The following is a 20,348-nucleotide window of genomic DNA, read 5'->3' as shown; positions in this document are numbered from 1 at the left end:
ATATAAGAGAATAGATTATGGAATTATTCAGAATTAAAAAAGACATCCCGTTCATGAGCTACGGGCGTCTGACCACCTCGATTTCGCTGATTACTTTTGTATTGGCGATCTTTTTCCTGCTGCATCGTGGCTTGAATTACGGCGTGGACTTCACTGGCGGCACCGTGATGGAGGTACACTACCCGGCGGCGGCCAATATCGAGCAAATCCGCCAGGTAATGGATGGTGTGGGCCTCAAAGACGTCACGGTGCAAAACTTTGGCTCCAGCCAGGATGTATTAATTCGCCTGCCTGTGAAAAAAGAGCTGTCGATTGCACAATTGTCCGAAAAAATCTCCAGCGCATTAAAAGCGGCAGATGCAGGTGCAGAAATTCGCCGCGTTGAATCCGTCGGCTCACAAGTCGGTGAAGAGCTGTATGAAAACGGCGCACTGGCATTGTTACTGGTGTGTGCAGGCATCATGGGTTACCTGGCCTTGCGCTTTGAATGGCGCTTTGCGGTGGCCGCGATTATCGCAAACATGCATGACGTCATTATCATTCTCGGTTTCTTTGCCTTCTTCCAATGGGAGTTTAACCTCACGGTACTAGCGGCGATTCTCGCGGTATTGGGTTACTCAGTGAACGAATCCGTGGTGGTGTTTGACCGCGTACGCGAAAACTTCAAAAAAATGCGTAAAGCAAGCGCGGTGCAAGTCATCGACAATGCCATTACGCGCACCATGTCACGTACCATCATCACCCACATGATGACGCAAACCATGGTCTGCTCCATGCTGTTCTTCGGTGGTGAAACCTTGCACAACTTCTCCCTGGCACTGACTATTGGTATTTTGTTCGGTATCTATTCGTCAGTATTGGTCGCTTGCCCGATTGCCATGTGGCTGGGCGTGAGCCGAGCCAACCTGATTGGCGACACGGAGAAAAAACCAAAGGAAGACGAAGCTGCCCTTGCGCCTTAAGTCATTACCTTTTAAGCGGCATTGATAAACCGTCGCGATGCTTGATTTTTAGCCACTGGTGGGTACACTAGTGGCTTCTTGTTTTTAACCCCACTCTTTTGGACAACATCCCATTAAGCTGGCAGATCGGTCTGCTATTGCTCTTGCTGTCGCTGACAGCCTTTTTCTCCATTGCCGAAACCAGCCTGATGTCGCTCAACCGTTACCGGATGCGGCACCTCGCCAAAGAGGGGCATCGCGGCGCCAAACTGGCCAGCCGCCTCATTGCACAAACCGATAAAACACTGGGTGCTATTCTATTAGGCAATACCTTTTGTATCGTGGGCTCCTCTACCTTGGAAGTCGTGATTTCAGAACGCCTATTTGGTGAGGGCGATTATGTGTTGATGTTTGGCTCGCTGGCCATCACCTTTGCCATCTTAGTCTTCAGTGAAATCTCCCCTAAAGTCATCGCTGCTGCACATGCGGAAAAACTCGGCTTTGCCACCAGCTACTTGCTCTACCCGCTGATATGGCTATTCACACCGGTGGTCTGGTTTGTCAATTTATTCGTCAAAGCCTTCCTTAAATTATTGGGTGTACGCGTCAATTTTGACGAGCAGGCGCAATCAGTCACCACCGAGGAGTTGCGCAGTATTGTCAGCGATGCCGGGCAATACATCCCCTCACAAAGCCGCACCATTCTGCTGAACCTGCTAGACCTCGAAGACATTATTGTGGACGATGCCATGACAGCCCATACGATGGTCGAGTTTATAGACCTGGATCACTCGATTGAGCAGATCATGGAGCAATTAGCACGCAGTCACCACTCCCGCCTGCCAGTGCGGCAAGGCGACCACGAAGACATCGTCGGCATTTTGCATGTGCGCAAAGTGCTGCCGCTGCTGCGTGATTTTCACATCGGCAAAGCCCCGACCAAAGCGCTGTTACAGGCTGCCATGAGCCTGCCTTACTATATTCCGTCCGGCACCCCGCTTTACACACAATTGCAACAGTTTCAGAAGCGACATGAACGCATTGCGCTGGTCGTCGATGAATACGGTGAATTCAAAGGCTTGCTAACACTGGAAGACATTCTGGAGGAGGTGGTCGGCGAATTCACCACCCAGTCACCCGAACACGCCAACCATTTCCATCAACATGAAGACGGCAGCTGGCTGGTTGATGGTGGCAGTTTGCTGCGTGACCTCAACCGCAAATTGAAACTCTCCCTGCCTACCGACGGTCCACGCACATTGAATGGTTTAATTCTTGAGCACTTTGAAGGCATTCCGGAACCCGACACCAGCTTTAAAATCGGTGAACATAAACTGGAAATCCTCGACGTACAGGACCGTATCGTCAAGCGCGTCAAAATTTATCTTTAAAAAGCCGGATTTCTCCGGCATCAGGCCCTTGAATTTTTTAATACAAGGCGCAAAATAGGTTCTAAGACAGGTATACAAAACTATGGTACGACCCAAGCGTGAAGGTGATCTGGCTCTTGAATCCCAGATTGCCAAACCCAAGCCTCCAGAGTTATATAAGGTGTTGTTGCTCAACGACGACTACACCCCCATGGAGTTTGTCGTCGCCGTCATTGAACGTTTTTTTAACAAGTCTCGTGAACAAGCGACACAAATCATGCTCCAAGTACATACAGAGGGCATGGGTGTATGTGGCGTTTACCCACAGGATATTGCGGAAACCAAAATGCATCAAGTCTTGGAATCTGCCCGCGAAGCACAACACCCTTTGCAATGTGTGATTGAAGCCGCTTGAAACGCGACCGCCATATGGCAAAGATGCGGAATGGAAACGGCTCCAATCGTATGGTTCACGGTAATTTCCAGTCGTAGCATCCTGAGAATATCGGGCAAATACACTGACATACTTGCGGTTCAAGTCAGGTTGCACAGTGGTAGCATGGTAATGAGAGGATTCTGCCCGGCTTGACTCATATAAAGGTGAGCAAAAAGCAGCAGCGGAGCATTGAATTTTTTGTAAAAAAGCACGATAACAATAAACAGACAGGTTTTACTGGTATTGCATGAAGTTACGTCTGTGAATGAGGCGTTTTTTGTAGTGTAGTGTATTAAGGAAAGTCATCATGATTGCTCAAGAACTTGAAGTTAGCCTGCACATGGCGTTTATGGACGCGCGACAAAAGCGTCACGAATTAATTACGGTTGAGCATCTGTTACTGGCTATGTTGGACAACCCAACCGCCGCAGAAGTCCTGCGTGCCTGCGGAGCCAAGTTTGATACGCTGCGTAGTGAACTGTCCCAATATATCGAAGAGCACACCCCGACAGTAGCCGGGACTGAAGAAGTTGACACACAACCTACCCTGGGCTTTCAACGTGTGATTCAGCGTGCCATGCTGCACGTACAATCCTCAGGCAAAAAAGAAGTCACCGGTGCCAATGTGCTGGTCGCGATCTATGGTGAAAAAGATTCCCATGCCGTATTTTTCCTGCATCAGCAAGGCGTGACCCGCCTGGATGTGGTCAACTTTATTTCTCATGGTGTGGCTAAAATCCAGGAAAATGAGCCCAAGGCATCCAGCACTGAGCAGGAAACTGAAGGCGAAAGCGTCAGCACCGGCGCATTGGAAAGCTTTACCCTCAACCTGAACGCGCAAGTGATTGCTGGCAAAATCGACCCATTGATCGGTCGCAGCCAGGAACTGGAACGCGTGATCCAGACCTTGTGCCGTCGTCGCAAGAACAATCCTTTGCTGGTAGGCGAAGCTGGTGTGGGTAAAACCGCGATTGCGGAAGGCCTGGCTTCACGTATCGTCAGCAATGACATTCCGGAAGTGCTGGAAAACGCCACGGTCTATTCACTGGATATGGGCGCCCTGCTGGCTGGCACCAAATACCGCGGTGACTTTGAGCAGCGCCTGAAAGCCGTCATGAAACAGCTGGCCGAGAAGCCGGATGCGATTCTGTTTATTGACGAAATCCATACCCTGATCGGCGCAGGTTCAGCCAGTGGCGGCACGCTGGATGCCAGCAACCTGCTGAAACCAGCCTTGTCCAATGGCTCACTCAAATGCATAGGCGCCACCACTTATCAAGAATATCGCGGCATCTTTGAAAAAGACCATGCCTTGTCACGCCGCTTCCAAAAGATCGACGTACAAGAACCTAGCGTGGCCGAAACCATTGAGATTCTGAAAGGCCTGAAAACCAAGTTTGAAGAGCACCACAGCGTGAAATACAGCGCCAGTGCTTTAACGGTAGCAGCTGAGCTGTCAGCCAAGTACATCAACGACCGCCATTTGCCGGACAAGGCGATTGACGTGATTGATGAAGCTGGTGCTGCGCAACGCATTCTGCCTAAGAGCAAACAGAAGAAAATCATTGGCAATAAAGAGATTGAAGAAATCATTGCCAAAATTGCGCGCATTCCGCCCAAAAACATTTCCAGTGATGACCGTAACGCACTGAAAACACTGGAGCGCGACCTGAAAGCCGTAGTATTTGGCCAGGACAAAGCAATTGAAGTGCTATCTTCCGCCGTCAAAATGGCGCGTAGTGGCCTGGGCAATAGCAGCAAACCGATTGGTAGCTTCCTTTTTGCAGGCCCGACTGGTGTTGGTAAAACCGAAGTCGCCAAGCAATTGGCTTATGTGCTCGGCATTGAGCTGCTGCGTTTTGACATGTCCGAATATATGGAGCGTCATGCGGTTTCACGCCTGATTGGCGCGCCTCCGGGCTATGTTGGTTTTGACCAGGGCGGCCTGCTGACCGAAGCCGTGACTAAACAACCGTATTGCGTACTGTTACTGGACGAAATTGAGAAAGCACACCCAGACATTTTCAACATCTTGTTGCAAGTGATGGATCATGGCACCTTGACTGATAATAATGGCCGCAAAGCGGATTTCCGTAATGTGACAATTATCATGACTACCAATGCGGGTGCGGAAAACCTGTCTAAATCGAGCATAGGCTTTACCAACAGTAAAGACAGCACCGATGAAGCGGCTGACCTCAAACGTTTGTTTAGCCCTGAATTCCGTAACCGCCTGGATGCCACGGTTTCATTTAGTGCACTCAGCCAGGACGTGATTCTGCGCGTGGTCGACAAGTTCCTCATGCAGTTGGAAGATCAGTTGCACGAGAAGAAAGTCGATGTGACCTTTAGTGACGAACTCAAAGCCTACCTGGGCAGAAAAGGGTTTGACCCACTGATGGGGGCACGTCCAATGGCCAGATTGATCCAGGATACCATTCGTAAGGCACTGGCGGATGAGTTGCTGTTTGGTCGCTTGAACGATGGTGGTCACGTCCATATCGACATTGATGACAACGATCAGATTAAGCTGATTTTTAAAGAAGAAACCATTTCAGCCTAGTCTGGCTGGAACTTTGACACCACGGTGACATCTACTATAATGTCATCGTGGCTTTCCTGCACCAGTTTGGTGCAAAAAAATCCTCAACGCGCTACCAGATCTGCCTATATTGGCCACGAGTGACATAAAATCAATATGTTAGGTGTGTTCGCATTACTGGTATAATTATTGCTGTAAATGTATTGCCTGACAGATATGATTTTGTAATGCAAAAGATATTTTATTTTCTACATGCGTTGTGTTTGATGTTTGCTTTGCAGACAACCGCTGCCGAACCGGCGGTCACAACTACGCTACTAGAAACCGGTATTTCCGCAACCAGCCTTTCCAATGCCATTGATGACAGTTTATCGGCCGATTTTGGCGAAGGATATTGTTGCGTCGACATGCTGGAAATCGCCGAAGTAGACGTCGACAAAATCCTACTACCAGGTTTTAGTTATCCGCTGCATAAAACCACCTACCTCGCGCCTGAACACCGCTTATCCTCCTACCATCTGCTACTCAGTTTCTGGCTAGACCGGCCGCCGCAACTCGCTTAAAAACTTTCCATCTCTTGTTGCCTTGCTGGCAAAGAGCATCATTTTAATTACTAATTAAGGTGACTGTGACATGATGATATGTACAGTCACCTGAAAAAGGATCGTTATGTTAAGTCAGACCCGCTGGCGGAAAGCATGCAGGCTATTGTGGCTATGTTGTTGCATCACTCCCGTTGCGTTTGCAGAAACTACTTTTGACCTCAAAACCTTATTGGACAAAGCCGTCGCCGAAAACCCGATGATGGCCGTGAGCAAAGCACAAATTGAAGCAGCTGCGGCAGGTATCACCGTGGCAAGATCTTTCTACAATCCCGATATGGAACTGATGGCAGGCCCGGCCAGATACCGTGGCGTACCCACGCCAGGCGCCAGCGAAAGAAACTATGGCGTCACCATTTCACAACCCCTGGACTTTCCTGGCACCCGTACTTCACGCCGGGAACTGGCAGAACAACAACTGACTTATGCTGAAAAAGGCATTCAAACCACCAGTTTTGATTTGCGCAACCTGATCAAACAAGCCTATTTAACGGTGCTACTGCGCCAGCAGATTTTGCAAATGCTGGGCGCTAACCTGAGCATCCTGCAAGAAATCCAGAGCAAAATCAAACGCAAAGTCGATGTCGGCGAAGCCGCCAGGTATGAGCTGATTAAGGCCGATACTGAAGTACTGGCAGCCGAACGGGATTACGCCAGTGCGCAAACCCGCATTGATGAAGCTAAGGCAATTTTGCGCGGCATGATAGGCAATATGCCAGATAGCTTCGATGTCAAATCTGAGCTACCGACGATTTCCACCTTACCGGCCATCACCGAGTTACGCAAATCTGCCGAGAACAACCCTTACTTGCAACAGCTGTTTACCGCCAAAGACAGTGCGGAAGCTAAACTCAAGCTGGAGCAAGCCTTGCGTTTTCCTGGCCTCACATTGAAGTCTGACTTTACCCAAGATCCTGACCTGAACACCTTCAGGTTGGGCGTTGTGCTGCCATTGCCGGTGTGGAACCGCCGTGAAGGCCAGATTGCCCAGGCCGCCGCAGGCATAGAGGAAGCAGATGCCAATATCAAGCTGCAACAACAGGTGCTACGCAAAGAGATTGATAGCGCCTACCAGCGCACGGTCATTGCCAGCAACCAGCTCAAAGTCTTTGAGAATGGCTTGTTGCAACAATCAGAAGCAACCCTGAGTCGCGCAGAAGCCGCCTATAAGTTCGGAGAACGCGGCATCCTGGAGTACCTGGATGCACAACGCGTCAATCGTGATGTCAGACGTGACTATCTGATTGCCAAATTCGATTATTTTTTCAGTGTATTGCAAATCGAACGCTTCATCGGTTCGGATTTGGTTCAACCATAAGGGGATGGTCATGTCTCGTGTTTTATTTTCAACTTTGCTCGCTGCCGCGCTGGCAGTGATGTCTACCGCGTGCACCGAAAAACCCGCCCCGGCAGCAGAAACCAAAGAAGTCGTCGATCCCAGCCTGGTCACATTGACCAAAGAACTGGCCGCCAACGTGCGTACCGGTGCGGTAGAAGAATTGGCGTTTATTGATACCCTGCGCATCCCAGGCCGTATCCAGGTCGATGAACAATATGAATCCAGGGCAGGTGCATCTATCACTGGCCGCATCAGCACGCTGGACGTTAATCTGGGCGATGAAGTGAAAGCTGGCCAGAGATTGGCTGTGATCAAAAGTACAGAACTGGCGCAATACCAGCTGAGCTACATCAAGGCCAGCCAGCAGATGCAACTGCAAACCAAAGCCGTCGACCGTGCTAAGCAACTGCTGGAAGCGGATGTGATCAGCCTGGCGGAACTACAGCGCCGCGAAGGCGAGCTCAATGCGGCCAATGCGGAATTAAATGCCGCCCGCGACCAGTTACTGGTATTAGGCATGCCGCCTGCCAGCATTGCCCAACTGGGCTTGCATAACAGTGGCATGTCAACCAGTCAGGTCAACTCTAAAATCACCGGCACCGTGATTGCGCGTAAAGCCAGGCTAGGCCAGGTGGTGGCACCGGCAGAAGAACTGTTTGTGATTGCTGACTTGTCGCATGTATGGGCAGTGGCAGAAATCCCTGAGCAGCAAATTGCGCACATTAAAGAAGGCCAGTCGCTGGATATTGAAGTGCCAGCCTTGGACGATGCTGAACTCACCGGCACGCTGGCGTTTGTCGGTGACATTGTGAATCCAGCCACACGTACCGTGATGGCACGCGCCAATATCAGCAATGAAAAAATGCTGCTCAAGCCAGACATGCTGATTACCATTTTGCTGGAAGCCAAACCAGAAAAAGTGATTGCGATTCCGTCCACCGCAGTGGTGCGTGAAAACAATGCCGACCATGTGTTTGTACAAACCCTAAAACCAACGCAATATAAATTGCTGCCAGTCACCCTGGGCCGTACCTACCAGGGCAACAGGGAAGTGCTGCAAGGCCTGCAACCAGGCGATCAAATCGTGCTCGATGGCGCGTTTCATGTCAACAATGAACGCAAGCGCAAAGAAATGGAGTAAAGCATGATTGAATCTCTGATTAGAGGCGCGCTTAAGCAGCGCCTGATTGTGCTCGTGTTGGCGGTCGGCCTGATTCTGGCTGGCCTGTTTGCGGTTAAAAAACTGTCAGTCGATGCTTTCCCTGACGTGACTAACGTCCAGGTCATGATTGCCACGCAGGCCACTGGCAAGTCGCCAGAAGAAGTCGAGCGTTTTATCACCGTGCCGCTGGAAATCGCCATGACCGGCTTGCCCGGCCTGACCGAAATGCGTTCGGTGAATAAAAATGCCTTGTCACTGATCACGCTGGTCTTTACCGACAGCACTGATGTCTATTTTGCCCGTCAACTGGTGATGGAACGCTTGATGGAAGTGATGGAGCGCATGCCGCAAGGCGTGACGCCTATCCTGGGACCGGTCTCTACCGGCCTGGGTGAGGTCTATCAATTCACGCTGGATAAACCGGATGACGGTAAAAAGGCATTGACCCAGGCTGACCTCACAGAGCGTCGTGCCATCCAGGACTGGGTGGTTCGCCCCCTGCTGCGCGGCATCCCTGGCGTGGCAGAAATCAACTCGCAAGGCGGCTACGTCAAGCAATACCAGGTGCTGGTCAACCCGGACCGCATGACGCATTTTTCGATCAAACTCAAAGATGTATATGAAGCGTTGGCGCGCAATAACGCCAACAGTGGTGGCGGTATTTTGCCGCATTATGCAGAGCAATACCTGATTCGCGGTGTGGGCCTGGTACAAAACCTGGACGACATCCGCAACATGGTGCTCAAGGAAGAGAACGGTATTCCGGTCTATATCCGCGACGTCGCAGAAGTCACCATCGGCCACGAAGTTCGTGTCGGCGTCGTGCTCAAAAACGGCGACACCGAATCCGTCGGTGGTATTGTCATCATGATGCGCGGCGGCAACGCCAAAGAAGTGGTGAGCCGCATTAAAGCCCGCGTCGAGGAAATCAACAGTAAAGGCATGTTGCCACATGGCCTGCAAATTGTGCCCTACTACGATCGCAGCGAACTGGTGGATGCCGCGCTGCATACCGTCACCAAAGTGCTGATTGAAGGCATTATCCTGGTGATTGTGATTCTGTTCCTGTTCCTGGGCGACGTGCGTTCCAGCCTGATTGTGGTCGGCACACTGATTCTCACGCCTTTGATCACCTTTATGGTCATGAACCATTACGGTATTTCCGCCAACCTGATGTCATTGGGCGGACTGGCCATCGCTATTGGTCTGATGGTTGATGGCTCTGTGGTGGTGGTGGAAAACACCTTTCACCACCTCGGTCACCGCAAAGATGAAAGCCGGATTCGTGTGGCCCTGGAAGCAGCGACTGAAGTGGCGACGCCGGTATTATTTGGCGTCGGTATCATCATCCTGGTGTTCTTGCCATTGATGACGCTGGAAGGCATGGAAGGCAAAATGTTTGCGCCTTTGGCCTACACCATTGCCATTGCGCTATTTGTGTCGCTGGTATTGTCACTCACCCTGACACCTGCCTTGTGCTCATACATGCTGAAAGGCGGCAGTGGCGATGACACCAAGCTCATACAGGCCATCAAGCGGCCTTATTTATCGGCGCTGAACTGGGTGCTCAATAACGAGAAAAAAACCATCATGGCGTCCGGCCTGCTGTTCGTCGGCACCATTGCGTTGTTTCCGTTCCTCGGCACCTCATTTATCCCGGAAATGAAAGAAGGCTCCATCGTCCCTGGCATCAACCGTGTGCCGAATATCTCGCTGGAAGAATCCATGAAAATGGAAAACAAAGCGATGAAATTGATCATGGAACAAGTGCCAGGCATCAAGTCCGCCATCTCCGGCCTGGGTCGTGGTGAAAGCCCGGCCGATGCGCAGGCACAAAACGAATCTACGCCGATCATTAGCCTCAAACCGCGTGATCAGTGGCCTGCAGGGTGGACGCAGGATGACATCGCTGAGAAAATGCGCGAAGTGCTGGAGAAGTATATTCCAGGCGTGCAAATCATCATGGCACAACCGATCTCTGACCGCGTCGATGAATTGCTGACCGGTGTGCGTGCGGATGTCGCCGTGAAGATTTTTGGTGAAGACCTGGATGCGCTCAAGCAGAAAGCGGATGAAATCGCTAAGCTGGCCGGTACGGTGACAGGTGCAACGGAAATCAAGGTCGAGAAGGTGTCAGGGCAACAATACCTGAATATCACCATAGACCGTCAGGCGATTGCCCGCCATGGTATCAACGCGTCCGATGTGCACGACGTGATTGAAACGGCGATTGGCGGCAAGATTGCGACCGAGATTTTTGAAGGCCAGCGTCGTTTCTCGGCCGCTGTGCGTTATCCGGAATCTTTCCGCAATAATGAAGAAGCCATCCGCAACATTATGCTGACCTCGCCCAACGGCTCACGCGTGGCGCTGGAAGATCTGGCCGACATTGAAATCAAGGATGGCCCGGCGCAAATCAGCCGCGAACTGGCGAAACGCCGTATCGTCATTGGTGTTAACGTCAAAGACCGCGACCTTGGTGGTTTTGTGGCTGAGCTACAGCAAGTATTAGGACAAAAACTGCAATTACCGGATGGCTATTATCTTGAATACGGTGGCCAGTTCCAGAACATGGAACGTGCCATGGGTCACTTGATGATTATTATCCCGGTGACCATTGCCGCGATTTTCTTCTTGCTGTTCCTGCTGTTCCAGTCTTTACGATTTGCCACCATGATTATCCTGGTGTTGCCATTTGCCTCGATTGGTGGCGTGATTGCCTTGTTTATCACCGGTGAATACTTGTCCGTGCCTGCTTCCGTCGGCTTTATTGCCTTATGGGGCATTGCCGTACTCAACGCTGTGGTGCTGGTCTCGTATATCCGCACCTTGCGTGAAGAAGGTCTGAGCCAGCTCGAAGCCATTCGCAAAGGCTGTGCCCAGCGTTTCAGACCGGTGATGATGACCGCGACCGTGGCCATGCTGGGCCTGGTGCCGTTCCTGTTTGCCACTGGTCCGGGCGCCGAGGTACAGCGGCCGTTGGCGATTGTGGTGATTGGTGGCTTGATTACCTCTACCCTACTCACCCTGATTGTGGTGCCCACGCTTTATCGTAAGTTTGAAGAAAGTAAAATAGAGGCATAATGCTGCCCCAGTGAGTCTATGCGCTAAAGGATATTTTTATGAAAGAAATCAAAGCAGTCATACAACCGGCGAGATTGGCAAAGATACGCTCTGCACTGCGGAATATCAAAGGCTTTCCTGGCATGTCTGTCAACAAAATGGAAGGTTGCGGCCCGCACTTGCAAAAACCAAGTGTGGGGGTGCGCGAAGAACTGACTGATTACAGCCCTAAGGTCTACTTGTATATGGTGGTGCCGGATGAGCTGGTCGAGGGGATTTTACAGACCATTGTCGAGGTAGCACATACCGGCAATATCGGCGACGGTATTGTGTGGGTAACGCCGGTAGAACGTATGATCCGCCTGTCAGAACAGATTATGGTGCTGGATTAAGTCCATGTTATAAAGAGCGCCAGTCCAGCCCCTCATGCTGGCTGGCAATCTGCACCCAGTCGCGGTCGCAATTTAATACCCCACTCAACGCCTGCTGTGCCAACGCAGGCGTATTATTTTTCTCGCTCAGGTGCGCAGCCACCAAATGCTTCAACTGACTGTTATCCAGCTGGCCAAGCAATTGTGCACTGGTTTGATTATCCAGGTGCCCCAACCAGCCGCCCACCCGTTTTTTCAGTGAATGAGCATAAGGGCCGGTGCGCAACATTTCCAGGTCATGATTACACTCTAGCAGCAAACCATCACAGCCTTGCAACATCGCCACAATATGCGGCGTGACACTGCCGACATCCGTCAACACGCCAAATTTGCGCGCTCCATCGCTAAACACAAATTGCGCTGGCTCACGCGCATCATGTGGCACAGGATAAGGACGGACTTCAAGCGCTTTTACGGCAAATACGCTATGCGCATCAATAATATTCACGGTGAGAGATTGAGACTGTGTCGGTAGGTAACGCTGGCACATACTATAAGTGCCATGCGTGAGCCAGACCGGAATCTGGTAACGTGCTGCCAGTTTAAACACCCCACGCGCATGATCGTCATGCTCGTGCGTGACCAGGATGCCTGAGAGTTGTTCCGGTTGCAGATCCAGGCGCGCCAACCGCTGCACGGTTTCTTTCACACTAAAGCCACAATCAAGCAAAAGCCGGGTTTCCCCGGCTTCTACCACAGTGGCATTACCTGCGCTGCCACTGCCTAATGATGCAAATCGCACACCTGACCCCGGTTATTTCAGTTGCTCATACAGCAGGGAAATAATACGGTTAGCCGTCGTTGATGTATTGCGTTTGTTATCCACCGTCAACACATACACATCGGTGGTGTCATCTGCATTTTCCAGCACCTGGATACGATATTGCTTACTGGATTTGTCACCATCTGAGGTGCCTTTCCAGAACCTGGTTTTATCGCCAGGTTTGACTTCTGCCGGTGCCGCTGCTTTTTCGTCCTCATCGCTACCCCAGAACTTCAAGCGCTCCAGCAAGCCTTTTTTCTGCTTTATCGGGTCTTCTGCATCAGTATCCGCATAACGCACATAGAAGATGCCCTCAGAACGGTTCTTGTCTTCCGTGACAAAACCAATGCGATCCAGCGCCAAACCAACACGACGCCAGGCACGGTCGAATGGCTCATTCAGTTTCAAGGTCACACTCTGGTCAGGCTCTTTAATCACATCCGCGCGCTTGTCAGAGGCTACTTGCGTCATCACCTGATCGGCTTTCTGTTCATCCAGGCCCAGTTTCACCATCATGCGACGCAACAACTCGGCATCCAGGTCAGCATCAAACTCCTGACCGGCGTTGTTTTTATTGTCTGCAGCGTTGACACGATAGCCTGTATCAATTCTCCCCAGCTGTGTGTCCACATAAGTTTTACCATCATCAGGTGCTCCTGCCACCGTACGATGTGTCATATAGATTTCGGTCGTGCCTTCTTTTTCACCGCGCTCCAGGCGGGTGCGGAATTTACGTCTGTCAGCAAAGCCGGACAACTTGTCCAGCCAGGCATCGAACTTCTCACCGTAGCCACGATTATCTTCTCTTGGCTTGATGGCATCAGCCTTCAACCACTCGGTTTCAATCACACCCAGTTCCGGATTTTCCACCTTGACTGCAAAGCCTTGATCCAGCCAGAAATCACGCACAATCGGCCAGATTTTTTCAGCCGGGGCATTCACCACCAGCCAGCGTTGTTGCCCAGCTTTAACCATACGCACGTTTTTCATATCGGCCAGGACGGGTTGCGGACCATTTTGCTCTTGCGCATCCTGGTTTTGGCTATAAGCAGAATAGCTGGTGCTGCCAGGCACGTTATACGTGCTGCTGGTGCGCACAGTAGTCAGGTCTGGCGGCACTTCCAGCGGTTTAGACCGACCTGCACCCTTGTAATCAGAGCTGTTATCAATAAACGGGATAGAATCGCAAGCTGCCAGCACCGTCACCAGGCTGACCAGCACGGCCCGTTGTAACCAAACATGATTCATGTATTTCACTTATGTCACCCTAAATTAGTCTTGGCTCAATCAAGCGGCAATTTCTGCCTGCTTCATGGCACTGCGTAATACTTCATGATACTGGCTGGACAAATTCACCAGCGGCAAACGAATGCCGGTCGCAATCAAGCCCATTTGCTGTAATACCCATTTCACTGGAATCGGATTCGCCTCTACAAACAATTTTTGATGCAGGGCAAACAATTTGGCATTGGCCGCTTTAGCCGCAGCGATATCACCATTCAAGGCATGCACGCACATGTCATGCATTAATTGCGGCGCCACATTGGCCGTCACCGAAATCACACCTTTGCCACCCAGCAACATTAACGCCAGCGAGGTTGCGTCATCGCCGCTATACACAGCGAAGTCGGCTGGCACACGCAACAGTAAATCCGTGCCGCGTTCAATACCGCCCGTCGCATCTTTAATGCCGACGATATTAGGCACTTGTGCCAAACGCACCACGGTGTCATTGCTTAAATCGCAGCCGGTACGGCCAGGCACATTGTATAAAATTTGTGGAATGGCGACCGCCTCAGCCACCGCTTTAAAATGCTGGTACAAACCCTCTTGTGAAGGCTTGTTGTAATAAGGCGCGACCAGCAGGCAGGCATCGGCACCCAGGCTTTTCGCTTTTGCTGTCAGTTCAATCGCTTCTGCAGTTGAGTTGGCACCCGTGCCGGCAATCACAGGCACCCGTTTGGCGACATACTCAACCGTGGTTTTAATCAGCAAACAATGTTCGTCAACATTGACGGTGGGGGATTCGCCAGTGGTACCAACGATGACAATGCCATCGGTACCGGCGTCGACATGAAAATCGATCAGCTTTTTGAGCGCGTCCAGATCCAAACGACCATCTTCAAACATCGGGGTCACGATTGCGACCAAACTGCCCGTAAACATACCTAGCGCCATTCAATAATAAAGCAAATATTTTAACTGATTATGCGCCTGAACGCCAAAGAACCCGCTTAGCCACCAGACACGGCCTGCCAGGCCATCGCCAAACCTGCTTTCAGTTATAATGACAGCCTTTGCAACCGGGATGAAATAGCGTTTTTGCCAGGCAGCTAACATGCAGACCACGAGCCGACTCAAGCAGGACACATTGATTGCGCAGATTGACGCCCTGCTGCCGCAAACACAGTGCCGCCAGTGTGGCTACGATGGCTGCAAACCTTATGCGACGGCTATCGCCAGTGATGAGGCAAATATCAACCAATGCCCACCTGGAGGAGACGCAGGCATACACGCATTGGCCACCTTACTGCAACGCCCCTACCAGCCGTTAAACCTCGCCCATGGCGTGACCAAAGCCAAGGCGGTCGCGGTAATTGATGAAGCAAGCTGCATAGGCTGCACGCTCTGTATCAGTGCCTGCCCGGTCGATGCGATCCTCGGTGCTTCCAAACGCATGCACACGGTAATCAGCCAGGAGTGTACCGGTTGTGAGTTATGCCTACCGCCTTGCCCGGTCGATTGCATCAGCATGCAAATGGTAGCTGGCCGTGAAATGGCCATGAATACTGAGGAGGCGGCGCTGGCGCGACGTCGCCACGAGCAGCGACTCAACCGGCAGGCGCTTGAAAAACACAACAAAGCCCAAACCTATCACAAGCCAGCCACGATCCACGCGGAGACAGAGAAAGGCGGCACACCAGCCTCGGCAGACGCACTTAAAAAAGCAGCAATTGCCGCCGCGATGGCACGTGTGAAAGCGCAAAAACTGGGTTAACCACTGCTGTAATCAATGAACTATTTGTTATGAATGCCCAAAAAAGACTGGCGATTTTCGAGAGACTGGCGCAAGCCATTCCTAACCCGACCACAGAACTGGAACACAGCTCGACCTTTGAATTACTGATTGCAGTGATTTTGTCAGCACAAGCGACTGACAAAGGTGTAAACATCGCCACCCGCAAACTGTTCAAAGTCGCCAACACGCCGCAAGCCATCCTGGACCTCGGCCTGGAAGGCTTGGAAAGCTATATTAAAACCATAGGCCTATATCATGCCAAAGCCAACAACGTGCTCAAATGCTGCCAGCAACTGCTGGACCTGCATGGCGGCGAAGTGCCCGACACCCGGGCAGCGCTGGAAGCATTGGCCGGTGTCGGCCGTAAAACCGCCAATGTGATTCTCAATACCGCCTTTGGGCAACCCACCATTGCCGTCGACACACATTTGTTCCGCGTCGGTAACCGCACAAAACTGGCGCCCGGCAAAAATGTGCTGGAGGTCGAACAACGTTTTTTAAGCACCACCCCCAAGCAATTTTTAAAAGACGCGCATCATTTATTGATTTTACATGGCCGCTATACCTGCACGGCACGCAGCCCCAAGTGCGGGGAATGCTGCATTACCGATTTATGTGAATTTCAAGACAAACAAATACACCCGGTGAAGCCACCGGCAGAGAGTTAATCATGGCCTTATTTAATCCCAGCCGCGATGAAGTACGCCAGTTTTTCTTTGACGCCTGGGCCAAGTTCAAACAGCAGAGTGTATTGACCGACCTTGAAAAAGTGGCGGTGGGTATTATGCATATGCACCCCGAATACCACGCGATCCTGGATCATCCAGAGCAATACCTGGAGCAAGCCTATTATCCGGAAATGGGCGAAACCAACCCGTTTTTGCATATGAGCTTGCACCTGTCCATCCAGGAGCAAATCAGCATTAACCAGCCGATTGGCATTACCCAAGCCTACGGCAAACTATGTACGCGCTTTCAGCAAGAGCATGAAGCACAACACGCCTTGCTCGAATGCCTGGCCGAAACCATCTGGCTGGCGCAGCGCAACCACACCGGGCTGGATGCAGCGCATTACCTGAGCTTGATCGAACAGCGCGCCAACATTGCCCCATCTGCCTGAATTATGCTTCAATAGCCGTCATGGCAGCTAACCCGCACGACTGGCTTAACGAACATGGCGATTACTTATATCGCTTTGCACTGACGCGATTGCGCGACCCGCATCAAGCAGAGGATGTGGTGCAGGAAACCCTGCTGGCAGCGATTAAAAGCACTACATTTGCCGAACAATCCAGCCCGCGCACCTGGCTCACGGGCATCCTCAAACACAAAATCATTGACTGTATGCGCAAGCAACTGCGCGAAATCCCGGCTTCAGAACTCCTGACTGAAGAAGATGCCAATATGGATGAATTCTTTGACGACACCGGCCACTGGGCAGAAAAGCCGCAGGCGTGGGATATACCGCATGATGCCTTGCAGCAAAAACAGTTTTTGCAAATTTTGCAGCAATGCATGGCGCGTTTGCCGCAAAAACTGGCGGCCATTTTCACCATGCGCGATGTCGATGAATTAGATAATGAAGAAATTTGTAAGGCATTGAATATCACCGCGACCAATGCATGGGTAATGTTATACCGTGCCCGCATGGGACTGCGAAAATGTCTTGAAATGCACTGGTAACGCATCAAGGTGAAACGGAAAAAGAGATGTTGAATTGCAAACAAACCAGCGTGCTGGTATCGCAATCACTTGACCGCCCACTCACCTGGCGTGAGCGCTGGGCAGTGAGGTTACACTTGCTGATTTGCGTCTACTGCCGACGTTTTACGGCGCAGCTCAAGTGGATTCAAGGTGCGATGCAATCTTGGCAGACTCACGCCACGGATCGCACTGAGGATGTTTTATCAGCGGCAGCACGGGAACGCATTACGCAACAACTGGACAAATTTTACTGATGTCCGCTTTTAAACCCTGTTTTAAAAAGGAACTAACATGACGACACACAAAATGGCTGTAATCACTGGCGCAGTTGCTTTATCCATTGCCGCAGCTGCGGCCCATGCAGGCAACAATCCGTTTGAATTAAAAACACTGGGCCAAGGCTACCAGGTGGCAGATGCCACAGACAGCAAAGCCAAAGAAGGCAAATGTAGCAGCGGTAAATGTGGTGCCGAGAAGAAAAAAATGAAGGAAGGTTCTTGCCACCATGATAAAGCCAAAGAGGGTTCCTGCTCTGCTGACAAGATGAAAGAAGGCAGTTGCTCGGCTGAAAAAATGAAAGAAGGCTCTTGCCACGCTAACAAGTAATCATCGCAAGCATCGCCATGGCACAGTTAGCAGATATTCGCGGTGCGGGCCTAGGGTTAAAGCGTGAGCTGCTGCCCCAACTCATGCAGCAACACGGGCAACCGCATCTAGCGCACCTGCAATTTCTGGAAATTGCCCCCGAAAACTGGATTCAGGCCGGTGGCAAATATGCTGCCGAACTGGACTGGCTGGTCGCGCACTACCCGATCGCCTGCCATGGCTTATGCCTGTCACTGGGCGGGCCAGACCCGCTCAATGCCGGCTTTCTGCAACAGGTCAAACAGTTCCTGTCTGATTTTGAGATTCCACTCTATACCGAACACTTAAGCTATTGCAGCGATACTGCCAATGGCTATATTTACGATTTACTGCCCATTCCCTTTACTGAGGAGGCGGTGAAATATGTGGCGCAACGCATCCGGCAAACGCAGGATATTCTGCAACGCCGCATCGCTGTAGAAAACGCTTCGTTTTACGTCGCAGCGCCACTCTCCCAAATGGACGAAATCAGTTTTATCAACGCCGTATTGGCCGAAGCCGACTGCGACTTACATCTGGACATCAATAATGTCTACGTCAATAGCGTCAATTTTGGCTTTGACCCCTACGCCTTCCTGGACCAGATTCCTGCACAGCGTATTGTCTATGGCCATATGGCCGGGCATTTGCAGGTAGAAGCCAATTTACTGGTGGATACGCATGGGGAAGCGATTATCGACCCAGTGTGGCAGCTGTTAACATACGCCTATGCCAAGCTGGGCGTATTCCCAACCTTGCTCGAACGTGACAGCCATATTCCGCCGCTACCCCTGCTCATGCAAGAGGTTGACCGTATCGCCACCCTGCAGCAACAAACACAAGCTATCCACACACCAAGCTTAGGCAAGGTCGCCTGATGCTTGCATTTCAAGCCTATCAGGCAGCATTCACCGCCCACTTGCGGCAGCCTTCCCTGCATGCCAAACCGACAGGGGTGGACGCCAAGCGCATGCGTGTTTACCGTGAAATCGTGTTCAACAACTTTGAGGCCAGCGTCAGCGCCTGTTTTCCTGTGCTACGTGACATTCTTGGGCCACGCCGTTTTAGCAAACTGGTGCGGCAGTGTTTTGCGTCACAGCCATTTAACAGTCCATTGTTTAAAGATATTCCAGGCTGTTTTATGTCTTTTTTGCGCACGCAGACCCCAGCAGACTATCCAGCCTACACCGCACAACTCGCACACTATGAATGGATAGAGCTGGTACTTAGCCAGCAGGTCACCGCACCACCTGCGTTTGCAGAGGCGGCTACGACAGAATCTACGCTGCTACATCGCGTGGTGCAGTTATGTGAGGCGCACCAATTGCTGCATTATGATTATGCAGTACACCAACTTTCCAAAAAGCACAGTTTGGTTGAGACCATACCGACCTTTTTACTGGTGTATCGTACGCCTGAGTTCAAGGTACACTTTATCCAGCTGAATGCCATGACTTACCAACTCTTGCAACAGCTGCAAACACAAGCCGCCACCTCACATCAACATCTGCTGCAATTAGCGCAAAAAATTCCGCATTTTCCCACTGAGGCTGTCATCGCATTTGGCTTAGAAACGTTATTCTCTTTTTACCAGCAACAAGCCGTAATTGCCGACGGTTTACTATCAAAATAACGGTTTAAATAAGACAGACCGGTCTGCCAAACCAAGCGCAGCTTTGTTACTAAAAGCGACTTTTTTGTCTAAAACCACTGGCAGAAGCGGGAATTTTTATCGCGATAAACATCGGGAATCCATGTTATCTATTGGAAGCTGGTAAAATGAGCATATAAAATATTTACATTAAATTAATCATGCAAAACTCACTCGCCAAAGACGCTTTAAAACAATTTCGAATTATTTTCGGTACTGTCAGACAACATTTTAGAGAAATTGAAGCTTCGTGCGGCATCTCAGGTTCCCAGTTGTGGCTCTTACATGAAATCGCTAGCCATCCAGAATTAGGTGTCTCACGCTTGGCAGAAAACCTCGCTATTCATCAATCCACCTGTAGCCTGCTGGTCGAAAAACTGGTTAAAAAACACCTGGTTGAAAAACAGCGCCTCAGCGAGGATCAACGTAAAGTAGGTCTGATTGTGACCGAAGCAGGCCATACCGTTTTAGCCAAAGCACCACAACCTGTCGATGGCATTTTGCCGCAAGTGCTGGCCACGCTGGATACAGAGGCCCTACAAAGCCTGAACCTCTCGCTCAAGCTGGTCATCGGTAAACTGGATGCACAATCGAATACCTTAGCCAACCAGCCGCTGGCTGACTTGTAACCACCTGCTCCACCCAGAATATAAAAAAGCCGGCAATCGCCGGCTTTTTACTTTGTGACTGAAGGTTGGTTG

At 51.0% G+C, this 20,348-nt stretch carries 22 protein-coding genes; 18 read left to right on the top strand and 4 right to left on the bottom strand.

Features of this window, described 5'->3' with window-relative positions:
• The first annotated feature begins 17 nt into the window (after positions 1-17).
• From secF to ACIDE9_RS06030, 9 genes are all read left to right on the top strand, one after another.
• Positions 18-962: a protein translocase subunit SecF gene (secF, locus tag ACIDE9_RS06070; protein ID WP_411993489.1), complete on the top strand. Its 945-nt coding sequence runs from the start codon at positions 18-20 to the stop codon at positions 960-962.
• Positions 963-1,060: 98 nt separating this feature from the next.
• Entirely contained in the window at positions 1,061-2,332 is a 1,272-nt protein-coding gene (locus ACIDE9_RS06065) for an HlyC/CorC family transporter (RefSeq protein WP_411993487.1), read from the top strand.
• Between the two features lie 82 nt (positions 2,333-2,414).
• Positions 2,415-2,726 carry an ATP-dependent Clp protease adapter ClpS gene (gene clpS, locus ACIDE9_RS06060; protein ID WP_411993485.1) on the top strand — a complete coding sequence of 104 codons (312 nt, stop codon included), beginning with the start codon at positions 2,415-2,417 and terminating at the stop codon, positions 2,724-2,726.
• Between the two features lie 328 nt (positions 2,727-3,054).
• Positions 3,055-5,310 (top strand): ATP-dependent Clp protease ATP-binding subunit ClpA, encoded by a 2,256-nt coding sequence (gene clpA, locus ACIDE9_RS06055; RefSeq protein WP_194752884.1) that lies wholly within the window; start codon positions 3,055-3,057, stop codon positions 5,308-5,310.
• A 206-nt stretch (positions 5,311-5,516) separates the two neighbouring features.
• Positions 5,517-5,852 carry a hypothetical protein gene (locus ACIDE9_RS06050; RefSeq protein WP_194752883.1) on the top strand — a complete coding sequence of 112 codons (336 nt, stop codon included), beginning with the start codon at positions 5,517-5,519 and terminating at the stop codon, positions 5,850-5,852.
• Positions 5,853-5,958: 106 nt separating this feature from the next.
• The gene (locus ACIDE9_RS06045) at positions 5,959-7,209 is read left to right on the top strand and encodes a TolC family protein (RefSeq protein WP_411993482.1); all 1,251 of its coding nucleotides are present in this window, start codon (positions 5,959-5,961) and stop codon (positions 7,207-7,209) included.
• Positions 7,210-7,219: 10 nt separating this feature from the next.
• The gene (locus ACIDE9_RS06040; protein WP_194752882.1) at positions 7,220-8,371 is read left to right on the top strand and encodes an efflux RND transporter periplasmic adaptor subunit; all 1,152 of its coding nucleotides are present in this window, start codon (positions 7,220-7,222) and stop codon (positions 8,369-8,371) included.
• A 3-nt stretch (positions 8,372-8,374) separates the two neighbouring features.
• Positions 8,375-11,476, top strand: a complete 3,102-nt coding sequence (locus ACIDE9_RS06035) for an efflux RND transporter permease subunit (RefSeq protein WP_194752881.1) — start codon at positions 8,375-8,377, stop codon at positions 11,474-11,476.
• Between the two features lie 38 nt (positions 11,477-11,514).
• Positions 11,515-11,847, top strand: a complete 333-nt coding sequence (locus tag ACIDE9_RS06030) for a P-II family nitrogen regulator (protein ID WP_411993479.1) — start codon at positions 11,515-11,517, stop codon at positions 11,845-11,847.
• 7 nt (positions 11,848-11,854) lie between these two features.
• Here the strand turns inward: ACIDE9_RS06030 and ACIDE9_RS06025 are convergent, their stop codons facing one another.
• The 4 genes from ACIDE9_RS06025 to ACIDE9_RS06010 are packed head-to-tail and all read right to left on the bottom strand — an operon-like array spanning position 11,855 to position 14,989.
• Positions 11,855-12,628, bottom strand: coding sequence for an MBL fold metallo-hydrolase (locus tag ACIDE9_RS06025; RefSeq protein WP_411993477.1), 774 nt, complete (start codon positions 12,626-12,628; stop codon positions 11,855-11,857).
• 12 nt (positions 12,629-12,640) lie between these two features.
• Positions 12,641-13,897 carry an outer membrane protein assembly factor BamC gene (bamC, locus tag ACIDE9_RS06020; RefSeq protein WP_411993475.1) on the bottom strand — a complete coding sequence of 419 codons (1,257 nt, stop codon included), beginning with the start codon at positions 13,895-13,897 and terminating at the stop codon, positions 12,641-12,643.
• 39 nt (positions 13,898-13,936) lie between these two features.
• The gene (dapA, locus tag ACIDE9_RS06015; RefSeq protein WP_194752877.1) at positions 13,937-14,815 is read right to left on the bottom strand and encodes a 4-hydroxy-tetrahydrodipicolinate synthase; all 879 of its coding nucleotides are present in this window, start codon (positions 14,813-14,815) and stop codon (positions 13,937-13,939) included.
• A 12-nt stretch (positions 14,816-14,827) separates the two neighbouring features.
• On the bottom strand, positions 14,828-14,989 hold the full coding sequence (locus ACIDE9_RS06010; RefSeq protein ID WP_411993473.1) for a hypothetical protein: 162 nt from the start codon (positions 14,987-14,989) through the stop codon (positions 14,828-14,830).
• On the opposite strand from ACIDE9_RS06010, the gene ACIDE9_RS06005 reads away from it, so the two are divergent.
• The 9 genes from ACIDE9_RS06005 to ACIDE9_RS05965 all read left to right on the top strand — a co-directional run bounded on the left by ACIDE9_RS06005 (position 14,988) and on the right by ACIDE9_RS05965 (position 20,276).
• Entirely contained in the window at positions 14,988-15,647 is a 660-nt protein-coding gene (locus tag ACIDE9_RS06005; protein WP_411993471.1) for an RnfABCDGE type electron transport complex subunit B, read from the top strand. The two genes, ACIDE9_RS06010 and ACIDE9_RS06005, sit on opposite strands and share 2 nt — an antisense overlap.
• Positions 15,648-15,676: 29 nt before the next feature.
• Positions 15,677-16,336 (top strand): endonuclease III, encoded by a 660-nt coding sequence (gene nth, locus ACIDE9_RS06000; protein ID WP_194752874.1) that lies wholly within the window; start codon positions 15,677-15,679, stop codon positions 16,334-16,336.
• Between the two features lie 2 nt (positions 16,337-16,338).
• Positions 16,339-16,788, top strand: a complete 450-nt coding sequence (locus ACIDE9_RS05995) for a DUF1841 family protein (protein WP_411993468.1) — start codon at positions 16,339-16,341, stop codon at positions 16,786-16,788.
• 20 nt (positions 16,789-16,808) lie between these two features.
• Positions 16,809-17,351: a sigma-70 family RNA polymerase sigma factor gene (locus ACIDE9_RS05990; RefSeq protein WP_411993466.1), complete on the top strand. Its 543-nt coding sequence runs from the start codon at positions 16,809-16,811 to the stop codon at positions 17,349-17,351.
• 26 nt (positions 17,352-17,377) lie between these two features.
• The gene (locus ACIDE9_RS05985; RefSeq protein WP_194752871.1) at positions 17,378-17,626 is read left to right on the top strand and encodes a zf-HC2 domain-containing protein; all 249 of its coding nucleotides are present in this window, start codon (positions 17,378-17,380) and stop codon (positions 17,624-17,626) included.
• Positions 17,627-17,663: 37 nt separating this feature from the next.
• Complete coding sequence (locus ACIDE9_RS05980) at positions 17,664-17,978, top strand: hypothetical protein (RefSeq protein WP_194752870.1); 315 nt, start codon at positions 17,664-17,666, stop codon at positions 17,976-17,978.
• A 17-nt stretch (positions 17,979-17,995) separates the two neighbouring features.
• Positions 17,996-18,874 carry a DUF692 domain-containing protein gene (locus ACIDE9_RS05975; RefSeq protein ID WP_411993463.1) on the top strand — a complete coding sequence of 293 codons (879 nt, stop codon included), beginning with the start codon at positions 17,996-17,998 and terminating at the stop codon, positions 18,872-18,874.
• Positions 18,874-19,629: a DUF2063 domain-containing protein gene (locus ACIDE9_RS05970; protein WP_411993462.1), complete on the top strand. Its 756-nt coding sequence runs from the start codon at positions 18,874-18,876 to the stop codon at positions 19,627-19,629. Before ACIDE9_RS05975 ends, ACIDE9_RS05970 begins: the two co-directional genes overlap by 1 nt.
• Before the next feature lie 179 nt (positions 19,630-19,808).
• Positions 19,809-20,276, top strand: a complete 468-nt coding sequence (locus ACIDE9_RS05965) for a MarR family winged helix-turn-helix transcriptional regulator (RefSeq protein WP_194752867.1) — start codon at positions 19,809-19,811, stop codon at positions 20,274-20,276.
• The last annotated feature ends 72 nt before the right edge of the window (positions 20,277-20,348 follow it).

The organism is Methylophilus sp. 'Pure River' (assembly GCF_046765995.1).
Lineage (GTDB): Bacteria > Pseudomonadota > Gammaproteobacteria > Burkholderiales > Methylophilaceae > Methylophilus.
This window is presented reverse-complemented; position numbering and strand designations above follow the sequence as displayed.

Coding starts and splice junctions, on each gene's coding strand:
- clpS (WP_411993485.1), top strand. CDS start 2,415: ATGGTACGACCCAAGCGTGAAGGTGATCTGGCTCTTGAATCCCAGATT.
- ACIDE9_RS06010 (WP_411993473.1), bottom strand. CDS start 14,989: ATGTTAGCTGCCTGGCAAAAACGCTATTTCATCCCGGTTGCAAAGGCT.
- nth (WP_194752874.1), top strand. CDS start 15,677: ATGAATGCCCAAAAAAGACTGGCGATTTTCGAGAGACTGGCGCAAGCC.
- ACIDE9_RS06030 (WP_411993479.1), top strand. CDS start 11,515: ATGAAAGAAATCAAAGCAGTCATACAACCGGCGAGATTGGCAAAGATA.
- ACIDE9_RS05995 (WP_411993468.1), top strand. CDS start 16,339: ATGGCCTTATTTAATCCCAGCCGCGATGAAGTACGCCAGTTTTTCTTT.
- ACIDE9_RS05965 (WP_194752867.1), top strand. CDS start 19,809: ATGCAAAACTCACTCGCCAAAGACGCTTTAAAACAATTTCGAATTATT.
- ACIDE9_RS06035 (WP_194752881.1), top strand. CDS start 8,375: ATGATTGAATCTCTGATTAGAGGCGCGCTTAAGCAGCGCCTGATTGTG.
- ACIDE9_RS06040 (WP_194752882.1), top strand. CDS start 7,220: ATGTCTCGTGTTTTATTTTCAACTTTGCTCGCTGCCGCGCTGGCAGTG.
- ACIDE9_RS06050 (WP_194752883.1), top strand. CDS start 5,517: ATGCAAAAGATATTTTATTTTCTACATGCGTTGTGTTTGATGTTTGCT.
- ACIDE9_RS05975 (WP_411993463.1), top strand. CDS start 17,996: ATGGCACAGTTAGCAGATATTCGCGGTGCGGGCCTAGGGTTAAAGCGT.
- dapA (WP_194752877.1), bottom strand. CDS start 14,815: ATGTTTACGGGCAGTTTGGTCGCAATCGTGACCCCGATGTTTGAAGAT.
- ACIDE9_RS06045 (WP_411993482.1), top strand. CDS start 5,959: ATGTTAAGTCAGACCCGCTGGCGGAAAGCATGCAGGCTATTGTGGCTA.
- secF (WP_411993489.1), top strand. CDS start 18: ATGGAATTATTCAGAATTAAAAAAGACATCCCGTTCATGAGCTACGGG.
- ACIDE9_RS05990 (WP_411993466.1), top strand. CDS start 16,809: ATGGCAGCTAACCCGCACGACTGGCTTAACGAACATGGCGATTACTTA.
- ACIDE9_RS05980 (WP_194752870.1), top strand. CDS start 17,664: ATGACGACACACAAAATGGCTGTAATCACTGGCGCAGTTGCTTTATCC.
- ACIDE9_RS05985 (WP_194752871.1), top strand. CDS start 17,378: ATGTTGAATTGCAAACAAACCAGCGTGCTGGTATCGCAATCACTTGAC.
- bamC (WP_411993475.1), bottom strand. CDS start 13,897: ATGAATCATGTTTGGTTACAACGGGCCGTGCTGGTCAGCCTGGTGACG.
- ACIDE9_RS05970 (WP_411993462.1), top strand. CDS start 18,874: ATGCTTGCATTTCAAGCCTATCAGGCAGCATTCACCGCCCACTTGCGG.
- clpA (WP_194752884.1), top strand. CDS start 3,055: ATGATTGCTCAAGAACTTGAAGTTAGCCTGCACATGGCGTTTATGGAC.
- ACIDE9_RS06005 (WP_411993471.1), top strand. CDS start 14,988: ATGCAGACCACGAGCCGACTCAAGCAGGACACATTGATTGCGCAGATT.